This is a genomic window from Streptomyces sp. NPDC059679 (assembly GCF_042734105.1).
In the GTDB taxonomy this organism is placed as follows: domain Bacteria; phylum Actinomycetota; class Actinomycetes; order Streptomycetales; family Streptomycetaceae; genus Streptomyces.
Genome location: NZ_JBHWES010000051.1, coordinates 26,993 through 46,117 on the forward strand (window position 1 = coordinate 26,993; position 19,125 = coordinate 46,117).

At 69.4% G+C, this 19,125-nt stretch carries 19 protein-coding genes; 11 read left to right on the plus strand and 8 right to left on the minus strand.

The window, feature by feature from the left end:
- The first annotated feature begins 27 nt into the window (after positions 1–27).
- The 6 genes from rhaS (at position 28) to ACFV2X_RS38630 (ending at position 6,858) form a co-directional block, all read left to right on the plus strand.
- Positions 28–1,116 carry a rhamnose ABC transporter substrate-binding protein gene (gene rhaS / locus ACFV2X_RS38605; protein ID WP_385625874.1) on the plus strand — a complete coding sequence of 363 codons (1,089 nt, stop codon included), beginning with the start codon at positions 28–30 and terminating at the stop codon, positions 1,114–1,116.
- An 11-nt stretch (positions 1,117–1,127) separates the two neighbouring features.
- Positions 1,128–1,448 (plus strand): L-rhamnose mutarotase, encoded by a 321-nt coding sequence (locus ACFV2X_RS38610; protein WP_385625876.1) that lies wholly within the window; start codon positions 1,128–1,130, stop codon positions 1,446–1,448.
- A gap of 75 nt (positions 1,449–1,523) precedes the next feature.
- On the plus strand, positions 1,524–2,948 hold the full coding sequence (locus ACFV2X_RS38615; protein WP_385625878.1) for an arabinose isomerase: 1,425 nt from the start codon (positions 1,524–1,526) through the stop codon (positions 2,946–2,948).
- Positions 2,948–3,970: a LacI family DNA-binding transcriptional regulator gene (locus ACFV2X_RS38620; RefSeq protein WP_385625879.1), complete on the plus strand. Its 1,023-nt coding sequence runs from the start codon at positions 2,948–2,950 to the stop codon at positions 3,968–3,970. The genes ACFV2X_RS38615 and ACFV2X_RS38620 overlap by 1 nt, the downstream gene beginning before the upstream one ends.
- A 218-nt stretch (positions 3,971–4,188) precedes the next feature.
- Complete coding sequence (locus ACFV2X_RS38625) at positions 4,189–5,685, plus strand: glycoside hydrolase family 28 protein (protein ID WP_385625880.1); 1,497 nt, start codon at positions 4,189–4,191, stop codon at positions 5,683–5,685.
- A gap of 141 nt (positions 5,686–5,826) precedes the next feature.
- Positions 5,827–6,858 carry a LacI family DNA-binding transcriptional regulator gene (locus ACFV2X_RS38630; RefSeq protein WP_385625881.1) on the plus strand — a complete coding sequence of 344 codons (1,032 nt, stop codon included), beginning with the start codon at positions 5,827–5,829 and terminating at the stop codon, positions 6,856–6,858.
- 23 nt (positions 6,859–6,881) lie between these two features.
- Here the strand turns inward: ACFV2X_RS38630 and ACFV2X_RS38635 are convergent, their stop codons facing one another.
- The gene (locus ACFV2X_RS38635) at positions 6,882–7,994 is read right to left on the minus strand and encodes an NAD(P)-binding domain-containing protein (protein WP_385625947.1); all 1,113 of its coding nucleotides are present in this window, start codon (positions 7,992–7,994) and stop codon (positions 6,882–6,884) included.
- 154 nt (positions 7,995–8,148) lie between these two features.
- Here ACFV2X_RS38635 and ACFV2X_RS38640 point away from each other — a divergent pair, with 154 nt between their 5' ends.
- The 4 genes from ACFV2X_RS38640 (at position 8,149) to ACFV2X_RS38655 (ending at position 11,632) form a co-directional block, all read left to right on the plus strand.
- Positions 8,149–9,081, plus strand: a complete 933-nt coding sequence (locus ACFV2X_RS38640) for a hypothetical protein (RefSeq protein ID WP_385625882.1) — start codon at positions 8,149–8,151, stop codon at positions 9,079–9,081.
- A gap of 102 nt (positions 9,082–9,183) precedes the next feature.
- The gene (locus ACFV2X_RS38645; RefSeq protein ID WP_385625884.1) at positions 9,184–9,759 is read left to right on the plus strand and encodes a hypothetical protein; all 576 of its coding nucleotides are present in this window, start codon (positions 9,184–9,186) and stop codon (positions 9,757–9,759) included.
- 38 nt (positions 9,760–9,797) lie between these two features.
- The gene (locus tag ACFV2X_RS38650; RefSeq protein WP_385625885.1) at positions 9,798–10,970 is read left to right on the plus strand and encodes a sensor histidine kinase; all 1,173 of its coding nucleotides are present in this window, start codon (positions 9,798–9,800) and stop codon (positions 10,968–10,970) included.
- The gene (locus ACFV2X_RS38655) at positions 10,967–11,632 is read left to right on the plus strand and encodes a response regulator (protein ID WP_385625887.1); all 666 of its coding nucleotides are present in this window, start codon (positions 10,967–10,969) and stop codon (positions 11,630–11,632) included. The genes ACFV2X_RS38650 and ACFV2X_RS38655 overlap by 4 nt, the downstream gene beginning before the upstream one ends.
- Before the next feature lie 34 nt (positions 11,633–11,666).
- Here the strand turns inward: ACFV2X_RS38655 and ACFV2X_RS38660 are convergent, their stop codons facing one another.
- The 5 genes from ACFV2X_RS38660 to ACFV2X_RS38680 form a co-directional block, all read right to left on the minus strand.
- A complete protein-coding gene (locus ACFV2X_RS38660; protein WP_385625889.1) occupies positions 11,667–12,287 on the minus strand; it encodes a hypothetical protein in 621 nt (206 codons plus the stop codon).
- Positions 12,288–12,356: 69 nt separating this feature from the next.
- Positions 12,357–13,415 carry an ABC transporter substrate-binding protein gene (locus ACFV2X_RS38665; RefSeq protein WP_385625891.1) on the minus strand — a complete coding sequence of 353 codons (1,059 nt, stop codon included), beginning with the start codon at positions 13,413–13,415 and terminating at the stop codon, positions 12,357–12,359.
- 77 nt (positions 13,416–13,492) lie between these two features.
- On the minus strand, positions 13,493–14,368 hold the full coding sequence (locus ACFV2X_RS38670; RefSeq protein WP_385625892.1) for an ABC transporter ATP-binding protein: 876 nt from the start codon (positions 14,366–14,368) through the stop codon (positions 13,493–13,495).
- Positions 14,341–15,150 (minus strand): ABC transporter permease, encoded by an 810-nt coding sequence (locus ACFV2X_RS38675; RefSeq protein WP_385625893.1) that lies wholly within the window; start codon positions 15,148–15,150, stop codon positions 14,341–14,343. Before ACFV2X_RS38675 ends, ACFV2X_RS38670 begins: the two co-directional genes overlap by 28 nt.
- 131 nt (positions 15,151–15,281) lie before the next feature.
- Complete coding sequence (locus ACFV2X_RS38680) at positions 15,282–15,365, minus strand: putative leader peptide (RefSeq protein WP_358647469.1); 84 nt, start codon at positions 15,363–15,365, stop codon at positions 15,282–15,284.
- A 101-nt stretch (positions 15,366–15,466) separates the two neighbouring features.
- Here ACFV2X_RS38680 and ACFV2X_RS38685 point away from each other — a divergent pair, with 101 nt between their 5' ends.
- Entirely contained in the window at positions 15,467–15,889 is a 423-nt protein-coding gene (locus ACFV2X_RS38685) for a YjbQ family protein (RefSeq protein ID WP_385625895.1), read from the plus strand.
- A 392-nt stretch (positions 15,890–16,281) separates the two neighbouring features.
- On the opposite strand, the gene ACFV2X_RS38690 is transcribed toward ACFV2X_RS38685, so the two are convergent.
- Positions 16,282–18,336: a radical SAM protein gene (locus ACFV2X_RS38690; protein ID WP_385625896.1), complete on the minus strand. Its 2,055-nt coding sequence runs from the start codon at positions 18,334–18,336 to the stop codon at positions 16,282–16,284.
- Positions 18,337–18,406: 70 nt separating this feature from the next.
- Complete coding sequence (locus ACFV2X_RS38695; RefSeq protein ID WP_385625897.1) at positions 18,407–18,769, minus strand: hypothetical protein; 363 nt, start codon at positions 18,767–18,769, stop codon at positions 18,407–18,409.
- Positions 18,770–19,125: the final 356 nt, after the last annotated feature.

Consider the following 19,125-nt stretch of genomic DNA (forward strand, 5'->3'; position numbering starts at 1 on the left):
TTCCCCGCTTCCCCGAAAGGTCTCTCCATGTTCCTCCGCACGTCCTCCCGGCGCCGCGCCGCGGCCTCCGTCGCCGCGGCCTGTGCCCTGGCCGTCACCCTCGCGGGTTGCGGCGGCACCACCAAGAAGGACTCCTCCGACAACGGCGGCGACGTCAAGGCCACAGATGCCAAGGCCAACCCCGACGCCCCGCTGAAGAAGGGGCTCAAGCTCGCCTTCCTGCCCAAGCAGATCAACAACCCGTACGAGAAGATCGTCGACGACGCGGGCATCGAGGCGGCCGGGGAGTTCGGCGGCAAGGGCAAGGAGGTCGGCCCCTCCGACGCCAGCGCCTCCTCCCAGGTGTCGTACATCAACACCCTCATCCAGCAGCGGCAGGACGCCATCCTCATCGCCGCCAACGACCCCAACGCGGTGTGCGGCCCGCTCAAGCAGGCCATGAAGAAGGACATCAAGGTCGTCGCGTACGACTCCGACACGGCCAAGGAATGCCGCCAGCTGTTCATCAACCAGGCCAGCTCGGAGGAGATCGGCCGCAGCCAGGTCCAGCACATCGCCGAACAGCTCGACTACAAGGGCGAGATCGCCATTCTCTCGGCCACTCAGAACGCGACCAACCAGAACACCTGGATCGAGTTCATGAAGGACGAGCTGAAGAAGCCCAAGTACAAGAACATGAAGCTGGTCAAGACGGCCTACGGGGACGACGACGACCAGAAGTCCTTCCAGGAGACCCAGGGCCTGCTCAAGGCCTACCCGAACCTGAAGGGCATCATCTCGCCCACCACGGTCGGCATCGCGGCCGCCGCCCGCTACATCAGCGGCTCCTCGTACAAGGGCAAGGTCGTCATCAACGGCCTCGGCACGCCCAACCAGATGCGCAAGTACGTCAAGGACGGCACGGTCGAGCAGTTCTCCCTGTGGGACCCGAAGAAGCTCGGCTACCTCGGCTCCTACGCGGCGGCGGCGCTGGCGTCCGGGCAGATCACCGGCGCGGAGGGGGAGAAGTTCAAGGCCGGCAAGCTCGGTGAGTACACGATCGGCAAGGACGGCGAGGTCATCCTCGGCCCGCCCACCGTCTTCAACAAGGACAACATCGACGACTTCGACTTCTGAGACGGCCCGGCATGCAGCGCGTCTGCTTTCTGCTGAAGGTCCGCCAGGACCGGCTCGAGGAATACCGCGAGCGCCACGCGGCCGTCTGGCCCGAGATGCTCGACGCCCTCTCCGCCACCGGCTGGCACAACTACTCGCTCTTCCTGCGCGAGGACGGCCTGCTGGTCGGCTATCTGGAGACGGAGGACTTCGCGGCGGCCCAGGCGGCCATGGCGGAGACGGACGTCAATACCAGGTGGCAGGCGGAGATGGCGGAGTTCTTCGAGGCGCTGGACGGCGCGAAGCCGGATGAGGCGATGAAGCCGCTGACGGAGGTCTTCCACCTCGCGTAGCCGTGGGGCGGGGCGGGGAAACACCCCGCCCCGCCTCCCCAGCCAGATACCAGCCAGAGAGATGAGAGAGCCGCCATGTCCGAACGTCTCCCCGCCGTCGCCCGCAAACCGAAGATCGGGCTGGTCGCGGGCGGACTCGGGGCGTACTGGCCCCAGTTCCCCGATCTGCTGCCGCAGCTGCGCCGCTCCGCGGCCCGGGTGACCGACCGTATGCGGGAGTTCGACGCCGAGGTCGTCGACGTGGGCTTCATCTCCGACGCCCAGGAGGGCGCGGTGGCCGCCGAGAAGCTTCGCGCGGCGGACTGCGACCTGATCGTCGGCTTTCTCACCACCTATATGACCGCCACCATGCTGGTGCCCATCGCCCAGCGCAGCGGTGCCCCCGTGCTGCTGATCAACCTCCAGCCCACCGAGGCCATGGACCACGCCTCGTTCGACACCGGCGCCTGGCTCGCCTACTGCGGCGCGTGTCCGCTGCCCGAGATGGCGAACGCCTTCGAGCGGGTCGGTGTCCCCTTCCGCTCGGTGTCCGGATATCTGGAGGACCAGCGGGCCTGGGACCGTATCGGCCGCTGGATCCGGGCCGCCGGGGTGCGGTCCGTGCTGCGTCACGGCCGCCACGGGCTGATGGGACACCTCTACCCGGGGATGTACGACGTGTCCACCGACCTCACCATGGTCACCGGCAACCTCGGCGGCCATGTCGAGGTCCTGGAGTTCGACGATCTGCGGGTGCGGGTCCAGCAGGTCAAGGACGACGAGGTGGCGGCGAAGCTGGCCGAGACCCGTGAGGTGTTCGAGCTCGCCGACTCCGTCGTCGAGGAGGATCTGGCCTGGGCGGCGCGTGTGTCCGTGGGCCTGGACCGGCTGGTGGCCGACTTCGACCTGGACTCGCTCGCGTACTACCACCGGGGCCTGGACGGCGAGATCCACGAGAAGCTGGGCGCGGGCATGATCCTCGGCTCGTCGCTGCTCACCGCGCGCGGCGTCCCGGCGGCCGGCGAGTACGAGCTGCGCACCTCGCTGGCCATGCTGATCTGCGACCGTTTCGGCGCGGGCGGCTCCTTCACGGAGCTGCAGGCGCTCAACTTCCGGGACGCGGTGGTCGAGATGGGCCACGACGGGCCCGGCCACCTCGCCATCAGCGAGCGCCGGCCGCTGCTGCGCGGACTCGGTGTCTACCACGGCAAACGCGGCTGGGGGGTGTCGGTCGAGTTCGATGTGCGGCACGGCCCGGTCACCCTCGTCGGGCTCGGCCAGACCCGGGACGGCCGCTACAAGATCGTGGCCTCCGAGGGCGAGGTGGTCGGCGGCCCGCTGCTGAAGATCGGCAACACCACCTCCCGTGTCGACTTCGGCTGCGACCCGGGGGAGTGGACCGACGCCTGGAGCGCGAGCGGGGTCGCCCACCACTGGGCGCTCGCCACCGGCCGGCTGCTGCCCGAACTGCGCGCCCTCGCCGACCTCACCGGTCTGGAGCTTGTGGAAGTCGCGGCTTGATGGCACGGCCGGTGGGCATCAAGGAGGTGGCCCGCCAGGCCCGGGTCTCCGTCGGCACGGTCTCCAACGTCATCAACCGTCCGGAGTCGGTGTCGGAGGAGACCCGGGCCCGGGTGCTCGCCACCATCGAGCGGCTGGGGTATGTGCGCAGCGAGTCGGCGCGGCAGTTGCGGGCGGGGCGTAGCCGGATCATTTCGCTGCTGGTGCTGGACATGGCGAATCCGTTCTTCGTGGATGTGGCCAGTGGCGCGGAGCGGGCGGCGCGTGAAGCGGGGCTCGGGGTGATGGTGTGCAACAGCGCGCAGAGCCCCGACGAGGAGGCCGAGTATCTGGCGCTCTTTTCCGAGCAGCGGGTACGCGGCGTCCTGGTCACCCCCGCCGATATCAGCGGGCGCAACCTGGAGTCGTTCCGGCGCCACGGCATCCCGTTCGTCTTCGTCGACCGGGTGGTGCCCAGCGCGGAGGGCTGCTCGGTCTCGGTCGACGATGTCACCGGCGGCACACTGGCCGCCCGCCACCTGCTCGACCAGGGCCACCGCTCCATCGCGTATGTCAGCGGCCCCATGCAACTGGCCCAGTGCCACGACCGCCGCACCGGCGCGGTGCGGGCCCTGCGCGAGGCGGGCCTGGACGATGACGCGCTGCGCCATGTCGAGGTCGAGCGGCTGGATGTGGCGGCGGGGCGGGACGCGGGGGCGCGGCTGCTGGGGATGTCGCCGCGGCCGACGGCCGTCTTCTGCGCCAACGACCTTTTGGCGCTGGGGGTGTTGCAGGCGCTGTACGGGGCGGGGGTGTCGGTGCCGGGGGATGTGGCGCTGGTGGGCTACGACGACATCGAGTTCGCGGCGGCGGCCGCGGTGCCGCTGACGTCCGTACGGCAGCCGGCGTTCCGGATGGGGCGTACGGCGGCGGAGCTGCTGATCGAGGAGACGGGGGAGGCGGCCGGCGCCCACCGGCATCAGCGGATCGTGCTCCAGCCCGAGCTCGTGGTCCGCGGATCGAGCCTGGCGCGGCTGCGCTGAGCCCATTGACAGCCCTTCTGTGCCTGTTACATTCCGGACTGAGAGATCCGACCTATCCGCACCGCGCCGCCGTCCGTGGCTCACTGGATACGAGGGATCATGAGTCAAGGTGGTGTCCACCTGCGCCTACGTCGCGATGAGTCGCGGTCTGGACCTTCGGATACATCGGATCTACCGCTGCAAAGCGAACAAGACCGATATACGAAGGAGAGAGAAGGGTGAAGAGAATCGCCGCATTAGCGGTGTCCGCGCTCGCCATCGTCTTCGGAGTGGCCCAGGCGCCCACGCCGGCCGCCGCCGGCCGCGCCGCCGCCACCTTCGACGTCATGGACTACGGGGCGAAGGCCGACGGGTCGACGAACGACACCGGCGCGATCGAGAAGGCCATCAACGCGGCCAACGCCGCCGGTGGCGGGACCGTGGAGTTTCCGTCCGGGCAGTACAAGTCCAAGAACACGGTGCATCTCAAGAGCAATGTGACCCTCCAGCTGGACTCCGGCGCCACCATCCAGGGCTCCAGCGCGGACACCTACGACAAGCCCGAGTCCAACCCGAACGACGACTACCAGGACTACGGGCACAGCCACTTCCACAACGCGATGTTCTACGGCGACAAGCTCACCAACATCGGCTTCACCGGCTCCGGCACCATCGACGGCGCCGGAAACCTCATCACCGGCAACCCCGACTCCGGCGAGGCCGACAAGATCATCTCGCTGACCCGCTGCAAGGACCTGACCCTCAGCGGGATCACCCTGCGGCGCGGCGGCCACTTCGCGGCCCTCATCAACGGCTGTGACAACGTGACCTCCGACCACCTCACCATCGACACCGCGAGCGACCGCGACGGCTGGAACATCATCAGCACCACCAATGTCACCGTCACGGGCGCCAATATCGCCGCCAACGACGACGCGCTCGTCTTCAAGAGCGACTACGCCCTCGGCGCCAAGCTCTCCAACGGCCATGTGAAGGTGCGGGACAGCAAGTTGTCCGCGAAGTGCTGCAACGCCCTGATGTTCGGCTCCGAGACCTGCGGCGACTTCACCGACTACGACTTCCAGGGCATCACCATCAACGGCGCGGACAAGTCCGGTCTCGGCATGGTGTCCATGGACGGGTCCAACATCTCGGACGTCCACTACCGCGACATCACGATGACCGGGGTCCACTCGCCCATCATGATGAAGATCGGGACCAGAAAGCGCTGCGGCAACAACCCGGGCGTCGGCCACATCGGCAACGTCACCTTCGACGACATCACCGGGACCGGCAACAGCCCCTCCTTCAGCCCCACCCTGTGGGGAGAGTCGGGCTCGAACCGCATCAGCGACATCACCTTCAACAACGTCAACCTGACCGTCCCCGGTGGCAACGGCACCATGTCCACCGGCGTGCCCAGCAATGACGCCAAGGAGTACAACCCGAAGAGCATCGGCACCCGCCCGGCCTTCGGCTGGTACCTCCACAACGCGGACCGCATCACCTTCACCGACAGCTCGGTGCGGTTCGCCGACGACGACGGCCGCCCGGCGGTCATCGCCAACGCCGCCAGTGGCTTGAAGTTCAACCACTTCACGGCCGAGCGCGGCGACGACAGCCCCGCCGACGTCATGTTCCAGAGCGTCAACGGCTACTGCGTGAGCGACAGCGCCAACACCTCGGGCGGCGCGCTGCGGATCAACGCAAGCGGCTCCACGGAGACCTGCTCATAGGCGGAGGCCACTCGTAGGAGAGACCGCCCGTACGGGAGACCTGCGGCAGAGTGCGGGAGGAAGCCGCCCCGGACGGCCTAGCATGGGTCCCGCGGCCGCCACCGGCCGCGGGAAGGCGGGCGGTCGAAGGTCGTGGGACGCATGGTAGGGATCAAGGACGTCGCGCGGCAGGCCGGCGTCTCCGTCGGTACGGTCTCCAACGTGATCAACCGGCCGGAAATGGTCGCCGAGGCCACCCGCGACCGGGTGCACGCCGCGATCGAGCGGCTGGGGTATGTGCGCAGCGAGTCGGCGCGGCAGTTGCGGGCGGGGCGTAGCCGGATCATTTCGCTGCTGGTGCTGGACATGGCGAATCCGTTCTTTGTGGATGTGGCCAGTGGCGCGGAGCGGGCGGCGCGTGAGGCGGGGCTCGGGGTGATGGTGTGCAACAGCGCGCAGAGCCCCGACGAGGAGGCCGACTACCTCTCGCTGTTCGCCGAGCACCGGGTGCGCGGTGTGCTGGTGACCCCGGCCGACGCCACCGGGCGCAATCTGCTGGGCTTCCGGCGCCACGACATCCCGTACGTCTTCGTGGACCGTGAGATGCCGGAGGACGAGGGCTGCTCGGTGTCCGTGGACGACGTCGAGGGCGGCGCCCTCGCCGGCCGCCATCTGCTCGCCCAGGGACACCGCGCGCTGGTCTACGTCAGCGGCCCGATGCATCTGCCGCAGTGCCAGGACCGGCGCAAGGGCCTGCTCAGCGCGCTCGCCGAGGAGAAGATGTCGCCCGGCGACCTGGTCCATATCGAGGCCGAGCGGCTGGATGTGGCGGCGGGGCGGGACGCGGGGGCGCGGCTGCTGGGCATGTCGCCGCGGCCGACCGCCGTCTTCTGCGCCAACGACCTGCTGGCGCTGGGGGTGCTGCAGGCGCTCTTCGCGGCGGGGGTGTCGGTGCCGGGGGATGTGGCGCTGGTGGGCTACGACGACATCGAGTTCGCGGCGGCGGCCGCGGTGCCGCTGACGTCCGTACGGCAGCCCGCCTTCCGGATGGGGCGTACGGCGGCGGAGCTGCTGATCGAGGAGACCGGCGAGGACGCCGACGTACACCGGCACCGGCGCATCGTGCTCCAGCCCGAGCTCGTGGTCCGCGACTCGACCTTCGCGGTCGCCGGCCGCCCCGGGCGCGGGGCGTAGGGCAGCCCGGCGCTCAGAGCTGCCTAGAACGAGGCGGCCGACGCGACCGACGGGACCGATACAGCCGACGCGATGGCGCGCTCGGGGCCCGCGAGCAGTTCCCGGATCTCGTGTACGGCGGCCCGCCCGGCCCGGTTGGCGCCCACCGTGCTGGCCGACGGGCCGTAGCCGACCAGATGGACGCGGGGGTCGCGCAGCGACCGCGTCCCCTCGACGGCGATCCCGCCACCCGGCTCGCGCAGCTTCAGCGGGGCGAGGTGGTCGATGGCGGCGCGAAAGCCGGTGGCCCACAGGATCACGTCGGCGGCCACGGACCGTCCGTCCGCCCAGGCCACGCCGTCCGGGGTGATCCGCTCGAACATCGGCTGCCGGTCGAGCACGCCCTTCGCCCGGGCCCGCTGCATCGCCTCGGTCATCGGCAGCCCGGTCACGGACACCACACTGAGCGGCGGCAGCCCCTGCCGCACCCGCTCCTCCACCATCGCCACGGCCGCCCGCCCCTGCTCCTCGCCGAAGGGCCCGGAGCGGAAGACGGGCGGCCGCCGCGTCACCCAGGTGGTCTCCGCAGCCACCTCGGCGATCTCCAGCAGATGCTGTACGCCGGAGGCTCCGCCCCCGACGACGATCACCCGCTGCCCCGCGAAAGCCTCAGGCCCCGGGTACTGCGCGGTGTGCAGCTGTCGCCCCCGGAACGTGGCCTGCCCGGGGTAGCGAGGCCAGAAGGGGCGGTCCCAGGTGCCGGTCGCGTTGATCAGCGCGCGTGTGGACCACACCCCGGCCGAGCTCTCCACCCGCAGCCGCCCGCCGTCCCCCTCGCGCACCGCCGTGACGTCGACCGGGCGGACGACCCGCAGATCGAAGGCGGACTCATAGCGCGTGAAGTACTCCGTGATGACCTCGGACGACGGCCGGCCGTCATCCGCGCCGGTCAGCCGCATGCCCGGCAGGTCGTACATCCCGTGCACCTTGCCGTACGTCAGCGACGGCCAGCGGAACTGCCATGCGCCACCGGGGCCGGGGGAGTGGTCGAGGGCCACAAAGCCGGTCCCCGGCTCGTACCCGGCCCGACGCAGGTGATAGGCGCTGGACAGCCCGGCCTGCCCGGCCCCGATCACCACGACGTCGACCTCGCGCACCGCACGCACCGCAGCTATGTCGTTCACGTTTCCACTAACTACGGCATGCGGCCGGATCTTCCCGACGGACCGCTTTCGTCGCCGACGTGGCGGGGACGGTAGGGTCCGACCTCTTGGGTGGGGCATACGGGGAGGGTGTTCGATGGTTGCGCGGGTGTCGAGTCGTACGCGGCGGTGGGCCGCCGCCCTTCTGAGCGCGGCGGCGGTGACGGGCTGCGGCTCCGGCGCGGACGGGCCCGCGTCGCCCGGTGCGAAGGGGGTGCCGGAGGTCAAGGAGGAAAAGGACCTGCCGGACCTCCCGCTCGACCGCTACCGGCTCGACACCGAGGAAAGCAAGCGGTTCGGCAAGGCGCAGCGCCTTCTGGCCCAGAGGTGCATGATCCGCCTCGGGTTCACCGACTTCCCCGCCGATCCCAAGCCTCCGGCCTCTTCCGCTTCCACCACGGCAAAGGGCTTGATCATCACCGCCCTGCCGACATCGCTGGGCGCATTCGACCTCGACCACGCCAAGCGGTGGGGCTACGGCTGGGAGCCGAGGCTCCGTAAGGCCCTGGAGCCGACCGGACGGGCGATGACCCAAGCGGAGTTCGCGGCCCTGTACGGCATGTCCAGCAACGGAGCCACCCCGAAAGGGAGCAAGTCCTCCGAGCGGGGGTGCTCGGGGCGGGCGAACAATCAACTGCTCAAGGGCGTCGCGGACTCCAGGCGCATGTGGACCTTTCCCGCCACACACGATGCCGATCTGCAGAAGGCGGTGAAGAAGGACCGGCAGGTGCGCCGGGCCTTCGCCACCTGGTCGAAGTGTGTTGTGGACAAGGGCGGCAAGCGGTTCGCGGATCCGATGGCCGCGTACAGCGACAAGGGGTGGCGGCGAGGCGAGGACGGCAACACCCCCCAAACCCGGCGGGAAGTGGCCACGGCCGTCGCCGACGTCGAGTGCAAGCGGGAGCACAACACCCTCGGCGTGTGGTGGGCCGCCCTTGCCAAGCGTCAGCGCGCGGACATCCAGCGGCACGAGGACACGTACGCGGCGGTCCGCAGCGATGTGGAGGTGTTGCGGGGCAACATACGGAAGGCGTTGGGCTGAGCGTCGCGCGGCTCCGTCGTCCACCTCCCTCGTCCGGGGGAGAACCGAGATGGGTCACGTCGGCGATGTGCGGCAACACCCGTCGCAATGATGATCGTCGGCATGAGAAAACCCCTCGCTTTCATCGCCGCACCGCTCCTGGTCATCGTCTACGGGCTCATCCGCATCCTGGACGGTCTGGACGGCGAGCGCGGCCCCGGTCTCGCCTGGATGACCGGTCACCTGGCCTTCCTCGCCGCGTTGCTGCTGTTCGTCCCGGTGTTCCTGGACCTGCGACGGCTGGCAGGCGGCGGCAGGTTCGCTACGTGGACGGTCGCCGCGGCCCTCGCCGGCACCGCCTGCAGCGTGGTCCAGATCGCCGTCGACATCGTCATCGGGGCATTGGCCACCGACCACGACGACATGCGGGCGATGTTCTCCGACGTCATCAAGGTCCCCGGGATGGACATGGTCGTCTACACGGTCGGACCAGTGCTGTTCTTCCTCGGCCTGGTTGTCGTGTGCTGTCAGCTCGCGGTGGCCCGTGCCGTTCCGGCATGGCAGGCGGCGCCCGTCGTGACGGGAGCGCTGGTATTGCCGGCCGGGCTCGATCTGCTGCCGGTCGCGGGCGTGTTGCTGTTCGCCGGCCTGGCGCCGTTCGCCCGCCGCGTCGCCCGTGGCGCCACGGCGCATGCCTGAGGTCCCGCCGAACGCCTCCCGTGGGAGAATGCACCCTCGTGTCCGCGCTGCCTGTCTTCCCACCGCTTCGCCGTCTGGTGGATTCGTCGTGGTCGGACGCGGGGCTCGCCATCGTCGTCGCCGCCGCCCAGCTCTCACCTCTGCTGTTCCGGCACAGCGACAGTGGGCGCCCCTGGCACTGGTGGGGCTATGTCGCGGTGGCCGGGGCGTCACTCCCGCTGGCGGCGCGGCGGCGCGCTCCGGTAGCGGTCCTGCTGGTCTGCGCGGCCTTCTCCGTCCTCTACGACTTGACCGACCCGGTCGCTCCACAGCCGCTGTGGTACGCGGTCCTCATCGCGTTGTACGGGGTGGCGTCCGTCTGCCCGTCCCGGGTTCGGATACCCGTGTTCCTGGGAATGTGTGCGGGCGGCCTCGCCACAGTCGGCTCGCTGGACACCGCGACCCGCGGCGTCGTGCTGTACGTCGCCGCCTATGCGCTCGGCCGGGCCTCGGCCGGGTCCCGTGCCCAGGCAGCCGTTCTCGCCGAACGCGCTGTCCGCCTCGAAAGCGAACGCCGGGCGGCCGAGGAACGCGCCGCCGAGCGCGAACGCGCACGCATCGCCCGGGACATGCATGACGTACTGGCCCACTCGATCAGCCTCATGGTCGTCCAGGCCGAGGCGGGCCCGGTCGCGCTGGACACGGCCCCCGCCCGCGCCGCGGCCGCGTTCGGCGCGATCGCCGGCACCGGTCGCGAGGCCTTGGACCAGTTGCGCCGGATGCTCGCCGTGCTCAGGGACGAGGAGGGCACGCGAGCTCCGCAGCCGACGGTTCACGACCTGCCCGAGCTCACCCGGAAGGTCGCCCGAGCCGGCGTGGAGGTGCGCTGCACCACCGAAGGCGAGTCACGTCCACTGCCCGCCGACTGTGGTGTCGCGGCCTACCGGATCGTGCAGGAGGCCCTGACCAACGTCGTCAAGCACGCCAGAGCGGACCGCGCCGAGGTACGGCTCCGCTGGCGTGAAAACGACCTGGAGATCCTCGTCGCCGACAACGGCCGTGGCGCGGGAGCGAACCTGCCGTCCGGCGGGAACGGCCTGATCGGCATCCGCGAGCGGGCCGCCGCCTGCGGCGGGACCGCGACGGCGGGCCCTCGGGCGGACCGACTCCCGGGATTCGAAGTGAGAGCGCGGCTGCCCGTGGCCGCCCCGGAAATCGGAGTGGCGTCATGACGATCCGTGTCGTGGTGGCCGACGATCAGGAACTGGTCCGCGCCGGCTTCGCCATGATCCTGGCCGCGCAGCCCGGCATCGAGGTCGTCGCGGAGAGCGGCGACGGGTTCGAGGCGGTGGGCGCCGCCCGCGCGCACCGCCCCGATGTCGTCCTGCTCGACATCCGGATGCCGGGGATGGACGGTATCGAGGCAGCCCGGATCATCTGCGCCGAGACGGCCTGCCGGGTGATCATGCTGACCACTTTCGGGCAGGACGGCTACCTCTTCGACGCCCTGCGCGCGGGCGCGAGCGGCTTTCTGCTCAAGGACGTGCGGCGGGACGACCTCGTGCACGCCGTCCGAATGGTCGCGGCCGGCGACTCGCTGCTCGCCCCCTCCGTCACCCGCACCCTGATCGCCGCCTTCACCTCCGGCGCGGTGGTGCCACCACCGCGGACCGAACGACTGGACGTGCTCACTGCCCGCGAGCGGGAGACACTGCGGCTGCTCGGTTGCGGCCTGTCCAACGCGGAGATCGCGGCGGCCCTGGTGGTGAGCGAGCACACCGTGAAGACGCATGTCAGCAACATCCTCACCAAGCTCGGACTCCGCGACCGCGTCCAAGCCGTGATCGCCGCCTACGAGACCGGGATCGTGATCCCGGGCCGTTTCACCGACTGAGCCGTGGCGGCGGGCCCGTACCCGGGCCGCAACGTCAGCCGACGGCCCCCGGCTCGCTCGTCGCGCCGTCCTCGGGGGTGTCCGTGGTGGTGGGGCTGGGCGAGGCGGATGCTGAGGGGGTCGCCTTCGGCGGCTCCCAGGACGATGCCGAAGACGAGGCCGAGGAGGTACCGGACGGCCCGGAGGTGTGGCGAGACGTGGTCGTGGTGGCCGTGGCCGTGGCTTTGGCCGAGGAGGAGGCTCGCCCGCTCGCCGTGGCCGTGGGCTTCTCGACGGAGGGCGACGGCCGGGCGGTGGGCGCGGTGACGGCGGCGCCGTTCGTGGCGGTCGAAGGGCCGAGGGACGGGGTGGCTGATCCCGAATTCCCCTTGTGGGAACGGCCCTTATTGGACTGCTCGCTTTCCTTGGAAGTCGCCGAGCTCCCCGGGATCAGCGTTTCGGGGGCGAAGGGAGTGCCGCCCATGATGGCCACCGCGAGCACCGTGGCGTATCCGACGGAGGCGATTCCCGCGACCACGCCGACCCGCCGGAACAGACGGGCCCTGCGACCCGAGGAATCGACGAATACGGGCCCCTCGGAGCCGGCGCTACGGACACGGCGACGGGCACGCCGAGCGGGGTCGGCGTGCCCCTCCGCCACGGGCTGCGACTTCATGACGGCACGTTAACAGAATTCTTCCCGGATAAATCTATGGACTTTCTTTGACGGGTGAATTCCGAATTCTCATTTTGTCGGCTCGGTCTTTTCCGTAGCCGTTCCGTAACTGCGCGGTGCCGTGCTGGAGGGCGGCTGACCGGCGTTGAATCGGGTGTCGACGTAATCGGCGAAGGCGAAGCGGCGCGGGATCAGCTTCAGCTTGGCGAAGGTGTCCGCGATCTTCTGTTCCGAGGCGATGGCGTCCTTGTCGACGGCCACGTACACGCGGGTGCCGTTGGTCCGCTTCACCGAGTCCAGCGCCACCTCGTACGGCAGCCCGGTCTCCTTCGCCCAGATCTTGGCCCATGCCTCCGGGTGCTTGTAGACCCAGTCCTGGGCGCGGCGCAGCCGCTTGAGGTAGTCGCCGATCGCCTTGGCCTTCTTCTTGTCGTCGAGCGAGGAGGGGTTGGCGACCTGGAAGTTGAGGCCGTTGACCACGCCCTGGCCGGTGGTGAGAATGCGGGCCTCCGCCGACCGGAGCGCCTGTGAGGTGTACGGGTCCCAGATGGCCCAGGCGTCCACCCTGTCGCGGGTGAAGGCCGCGAGCGCGTCGGCGGGCTGGAGGAAGGTGACCTTGACGTCCTTGATCGACAGACCGGCCTTCGCGAGCGAGGCGACGAGCTGGTAGTGCGCCGAACTGCCCTGTGCGACGGCCACCGACTTGCCCTTGAGGTCGGCGACCTTCTTCAGCGGCGAGCCCTTCTTCACCAGGATCGTCTCGCCGTCGGCGGTGCCGTGTTTGGCGGCCACCACCTTGATGTTGGAGTTGGCGGCCGCGGCGAAGACCGGCGGAGTGTTGCCCACCCCGCCGATGTCCACCGCCTTGGCGCTCACCGCCTCCAGGATCGGCGGCCCGGAGGTGAAGGTCGACCACCGGATCTTGTACGGCAGGTCGTCCAGCTCGCCGGCGGCGCGCAGCACCGCCTCGTCGTTGCCCTTCTGGTCGCCGACCCGCAAGGTGAGATCGCCCTTGCCGTCGGTGTTCGAGCCCGCACCGCCCGAGTCGTCGGCGGACGAGGTGGCGGTGCAGGCGGCCAGCAGGAGGGCGAAGGGGAGGAGCAGGGCCGGGGCGATACGCCGTCTCATATCGGCAGATCCGTTCGTGAGGGTGGTTCGGATGGCGCGGGGGGTGTCGATGTGGTGCGTCGGCGATGCCGGGGGTGTCATGCGGCCTTACGGGGCGATGGCGCGGCCGATGTGCCGGGCGACGCCGTGGGAGCCGCCGTGGTACCCGCCGTGGCGGGCGACGCCGTGGTAGCCGCTGTGGGAGTCGCCGTGGGAGCCGCCACGCCCAGCCGGTCCAGGAGTTCGGTGCGCAGCTCCGCGAAGCGCGGATCGGAGATGTCGCGCGGCCGGTCCAGGCCGATCTCCCGCTCGTACGCGATCACGCCGTGGTCCATGACCAGCACCCGGTCGGCGAGCAGCAGCGCCTCTTCGACGTCGTGCGTCACCAGCAGCACCGCGCAGCCGCGCTGCTGCCACAGCTCGGCGACCAACTGCTGCGCCTTGATGCGGGTGAGCGCGTCCAGCGCGCCGAACGGCTCGTCGAGCAGCAGCAGATCGGGCGCGCGCACCAGCGCGCGGGCGAGCGAGGCGCGCTGGGCCTCGCCGCCGGACAGCGTCTTGGGCCAGGCGGTCGACCGGTGGCCGAGGCCGACCTCAACCAGCGCCCGCTCGGCGACCGCCCGCCCGGGGCGGCCGGGCAGCCCCAGCAGCACATTGCGCCAGACCCGCTTCCACGGCATCAGCCGCGGCGCCTGGAACGCCACCGCCTTGGCGCGCGGCACCAGCACCTCGCCCTCGATCTCCCGGTCGAGCCCGGCGAGAATGCGCAGCAGGGTGGACTTGCCGCAGCCGCTGTGGCCCAGCAGGGCGACGAACTCGCCGGGGCGTACGGTCAGTTCCAGCCGGTCGATCACGGCGCGGCCGTCGAAGGTCCGGGTCAGCCCATGCACCCGTACGGCGGCGGGGTCGGCGTGGGCGTCGGCGGTCGGATTCTGTTCGACCGGGCCTATTTGCCCGTGAAGCTCGGTCGCCATTGCAGCAGCAGCCTCTCAAGAGTACGGACGATGAAATCGGCGAGCAGACCGAGCGCGGCGTAGACGATCAGGCAGACCACGATCACATCGGTCTGGAAGAACTCCCGGGCCCGGTTGAGCAGAAAGCCGATTCCGTCGTCGGCGTTGATCGTCTCGCCGAAGACCAGCGCCAGCCAGGCGGTGGCGAGCGAGTACCGCAGCCCGGTCATCGCCCCCGGCAGGGCCCCGGGCAGCACCACATGGCGGACCAGCCCCCAGCGGCCGAGCCCGAGTGAGGTTCCGGCCTCGATCAGCTGGGCGTCGACCCCGCGGATGCCCGCGTAGACGTTCAGGTACAGATGGAAGGTCACACCGAGCGCGATGAGGGCGATCTTCGGCGCCTCGCCGATGCCCAGCCAGATGATGAACAGGGGGATCATCCCGACCCAGGGAATGGTGCGCAGCATCTGCACCGTCGCGTCGACCAGGTCCTCGCCCAGCCGGGACAGCCCCGAGACGAGGGCGAGCGACACCCCGGCCACCGCGCCGATCAGCAGCCCGACCAGCACCCGCTGCACCGACACCAGCATGGCGTGCGGCAGGGTGCCGTCCCCGATCAGGTCGGAAGCGGTACGGGCGATGGTGCCGGGGGAGGCGAGGGTGTCGGGGGACAGCACACGGGTGGCGCTGCACACCTGCCAGGCGATGAGCAGGACGAGGGGACCGGTCGTACGGCGCAGCCACCGGGGCACGGTGCGGCGGCGCGCGGACAGCGGAACGACCGGTTCGAGAACCGGGGACATGAAGGCTCCACAAACGGGGTGGGCGAAGCGGGAAAGGTGAGGGAACGCGCTGAGAACGCGCGGGAGGAAAAGCTCAGCGAGCGGTAAGAAGCGTCGGCGCAGGCGTCCTTACGCGCGACGTCGTGACAGGATCAGCAGCCGCCGGGACACGCGGCGGAGGCCACCCGCAGCAGGTCGATATGACCGCGCGTGGTGAGCAAAGCTGACGTAGACATGCCCTTGAACGTAGCGAGGGCGTCCGGATCCGGTCAATGGCGTCTTGCCACTCGGACCTTTGTTGCGGCGGTTTTACGGGCGGACGTACGAGGATGGGGCCATGACCCAGACCTTCCGCACCCACATCCTTCGGATCACCACGGGCTCCACCGAGCGGGTCGCCGATCTCACGGCCGAGTGTGAGGCGTATCTGAGGGAGGTGAGCCAGGGCCGGGACGGGCTGCTCAATGTCTTCGTCCCCCATGCCACCGCCGGTATCGCGATCCTGGAGACGGGCGCGGGCAGCGACACCGACCTGCTCGCCGCGCTGCGCGTTCTGCTGCCCGCCGACGACCGCTGGCACCACCGCCACGGCAGCCCCGGCCACGGCCGCGACCATGTGCTCCCCGCGATCGTCCCCCCGCACGCCACGCTCCCGGTCATCGGCGGCCGGATGGCGCTCGGCACCTGGCAGTCCGTATGCCTCGTCGACACCAACAAGGACAACCCCGACCGCCAGGTGCGGCTCAGCTTCCTGGGCTGAGTGAGATCGTCCGGGGTGTGCCCGCCGAATCTCCGCGCCGTGGGGGCTCGGAACGGAGCAGTTTTGCGACGGCTTTCGATGCCGGCGACGCCGTCCCAGCCCACCTGACCTGCTCATCGACTGGTGCCGCGTCAATGACGGATGCATGCTCTCGACCAGTGGTCCCCGGCCAGTGAGGTGGTGGATTCGAAGGCGGACCAGTCGCAGGGGTGACGCGTGCGACACACAGGGGCCCGGCGGTGACAGGCCGCCTGGCCAGGGCGGCGGAGAGCGGCTGGCGGACCTGGTGCGCCAGTGTCTCCCGGCCGTGTCGCCTCAGCGGCGGTTGCGCTGCCGACGGGCGCGGCGCGGTGTGGCGTCCGCGGCGCGGCCGCCCCTGGTGGCGGTGTAAATCACGCTGATGAGCACTCCGCCGACGATGACCACGGCGATTCCGGCGGTGGTGCTGACCTCCCCGTCCGGTGGTCGTGAACCTCGAGGCGCATGCCGACATCGTGGAGAGGCCGTCCGCTGCCGTGCCAGACCGAGAGCGCGTATGCGCTGAAAGGGTACCGCGTTCTCGACTCGGGCACCTCGATCCGGACATGTACCAGATTTTCGCTGGAAACCGCCGCGGGAGCTCCGCCCGGCACGTCGCCGTAACGCCTCAGCAGGTCGAACAGCGCTTCCGGCAGGGCGAGGTCGTGTTGCTCCGCCTTCCCGTGGATCCCTGCCCGGAACACGGCTGCCGCCGCCAGGTCCAAGTCGGTGACCATGCCGAGATCGGCGCGGTCCGGTAGTGGGCGCCCTTGAGGCATGAGCGCTTCGTACAGGAAGTCCACGGCTGCCCGGGCGTAGTGGGCGGCACGGCCCTCATCGCCCACCATGCGCCGGAGAATTGCCTGGTAGTGGACTTCTTCGTGGATCACGGGGCGCCCGACGTATCCGTACAGCAGGTCGCGGTTGAAGCTGGCGGGCTCCCGCCAGGCACGGGTGTAGTCGGCCATCAGGAAGGAGATCAAGGGGTCGTCCCCACCCCCCTCGCGCAGGAACGGGCCGAGCAGTTCCACCAGGTCCACCGTGCGCACGCCGGAGATCTCGGCGAGGACTCTCAAGGTCGAGCGGAGCAGGCACTTGTGGAAGAGCGTCAGCGGGATCCGGAAGGCCATCCCACTCAGCCAGTCTTCGAACGTCATCCGGGAGTGCTCGATCACGACATCGGCCATCAGGTCCGTGTTCCCGGGGTCGCAGGGCATGTACCCGGTGCGCAGACCGTGATCGTCTCGGAAGCGGTCGTGCGTGTAGTCGGTGTTGTTGAGCAGCAGCAGAGGGTAGATGACGGGTGAGCCCCCGGAGGCGATCGCCTCCTCGATCCCGGTCAGGTGGGTGGCGCGGGATTCGCCGGGCAGGCCCCAGATGAGGTCGGTGTAGGTGGGGATGTTCTGGGCCCGGAACTGGATCTGCATACGACGGTAGTTGTCGACCCGGATGTTGCGGCGGTTGGCGATCTGCAGCACCCTGGCGTCGAAGGATTGTGCCGAGAGAGTGATGGCCCCGGTCAGCCCGGCCCGGTACAGGATCCCCGCGATCTCCACCACACGGCCGTTGGTGTTCTTCGCCCAGTTCGTCATCACCAGCAGCCGCTTGTTGTGGCGCCGGCACAGTTCCACGATGTGGCGTGCGATGTCCACGTCGCGCGCGACGATCCCGAAGTTGGCGTCGGCTATGAACAGTTGGGTGCCGTTGGCGGCGATCCGGACGATGCGCTCCAGTTCCTTCTGGATGCGGTCCATGGGGAACTGGCGGACCTTGGAGTTGGTGGCCCCGCCCCAGTAGCAGAAGGCGCAGGAGTAGGGGCAGCCCCGGTTGGTTTCGTACACCAGCATGCGGGACTGCGCGATGTCCTCGTCGGTCCAGGTGTTCCCGAGCAGCGGCGAGGGCAACTCGCCAAGGTCTGCGATCCGGGGGGCTTCGGGGGTGGTGACCACCTCGCCATCGGCGGAGAGGTAGCTGATGCCGGGCAGGGCCGCCAACTCGCCGTCGGCGTTGATCGGCTCCTCATGGCGCAGGAATACGCGCAGCAGGTCGCGGAAGCGTAACTCTCCTTCGCCGTGGACGAGGACGTCGACCCAGGGCGCTTCGGTGAACACCACCTGCTGGTGCGTCACATCGTTTCCGCCGATCACGATGCGGCAGCGGGGCCAGCGCTCCTTGACCCGCCGGGCCAGTTCAAGCGTGCTGGGCCGGTTCCAGAAGTAGACGGTGAAGGCGACCGCCAGCGGATTCTCCAGCGCGCCCAGCACCTTGGCGCAGGCGGCCTCGAAGGCGTCCCCGCCCTGCATGTACACGTGTTTGGTGAAGGAACAGGCTTCAGCGAGGTCCGGGGCCGCCTCGGCGGCGGCCTGCAGGTAGCCCAGCACGGTGCTGTAGCGGACGCCGGGCATCACGGTCATCTCGACCAGGTGCACTTGGCGCCGTCCAGTCGCGGCAGAGGACGGGCTGAGCCCTGCCGGCGGGTTCAGGCGGTCCACCATCGGATCAGGTGCAGCAGCAGCACGGTGAGCAGCAGCAGCAGTAGGTGGTGTCGCTGGCTGATACGCCCTTCAGGTCGGCCTCGGACAGCTCACGGTCCTCGAGCTGGGGTGAGTTGGGTACCCTCAGCTCGTAGACACCGGTCGTCTTGCCGGCTTCCCAGAGGGCAACCTGGGCCTCCAGGTCGGGATCGCCCTCCATGTTCCGGATGATTTTCACGGTTGCGTCCGTCGGCAGTTCCAGGCCCTGCTCGGCCAGTGCGGCGCGCGGTTCCGTCTCCAGTCGTGTCGCGTAGTCATTGTCCGACCAGGCATTCGTCAGCACCTTGGTGTAAGAGCTGACGAATGCCGACCTCTCTCTGGGCTCCATGGGTCCTCCTTATTGCTTGTCGATTCTGTCAAGTCGGCTTCGGGTGGACGTGGAAATCATTCAGAGTCGCCCGCCTGTAAGTCAACTGCCATCTTTTTAATTGTGGTCCGGAACTTTTTGGAGCCTCACCCGTATCCACAGAACCTGCCTCCCCATGCCGTTATTGCAGCTCAGGGCGGTCGGAGGCGAGTGGCCCGCAAGGATAGCGGGAGGACCCCCTATAGATAAGAAGGCCATCCGGCAGGTGCAGTCGAGGAGTGCCGAAAGAATACTGACGGGCGTTCTGAATTCCTTGCTTTACCTATCCCGGCGGGTAATAGAGTGTCGGACCACATCGAGATGGTTTTGGAGGGTGC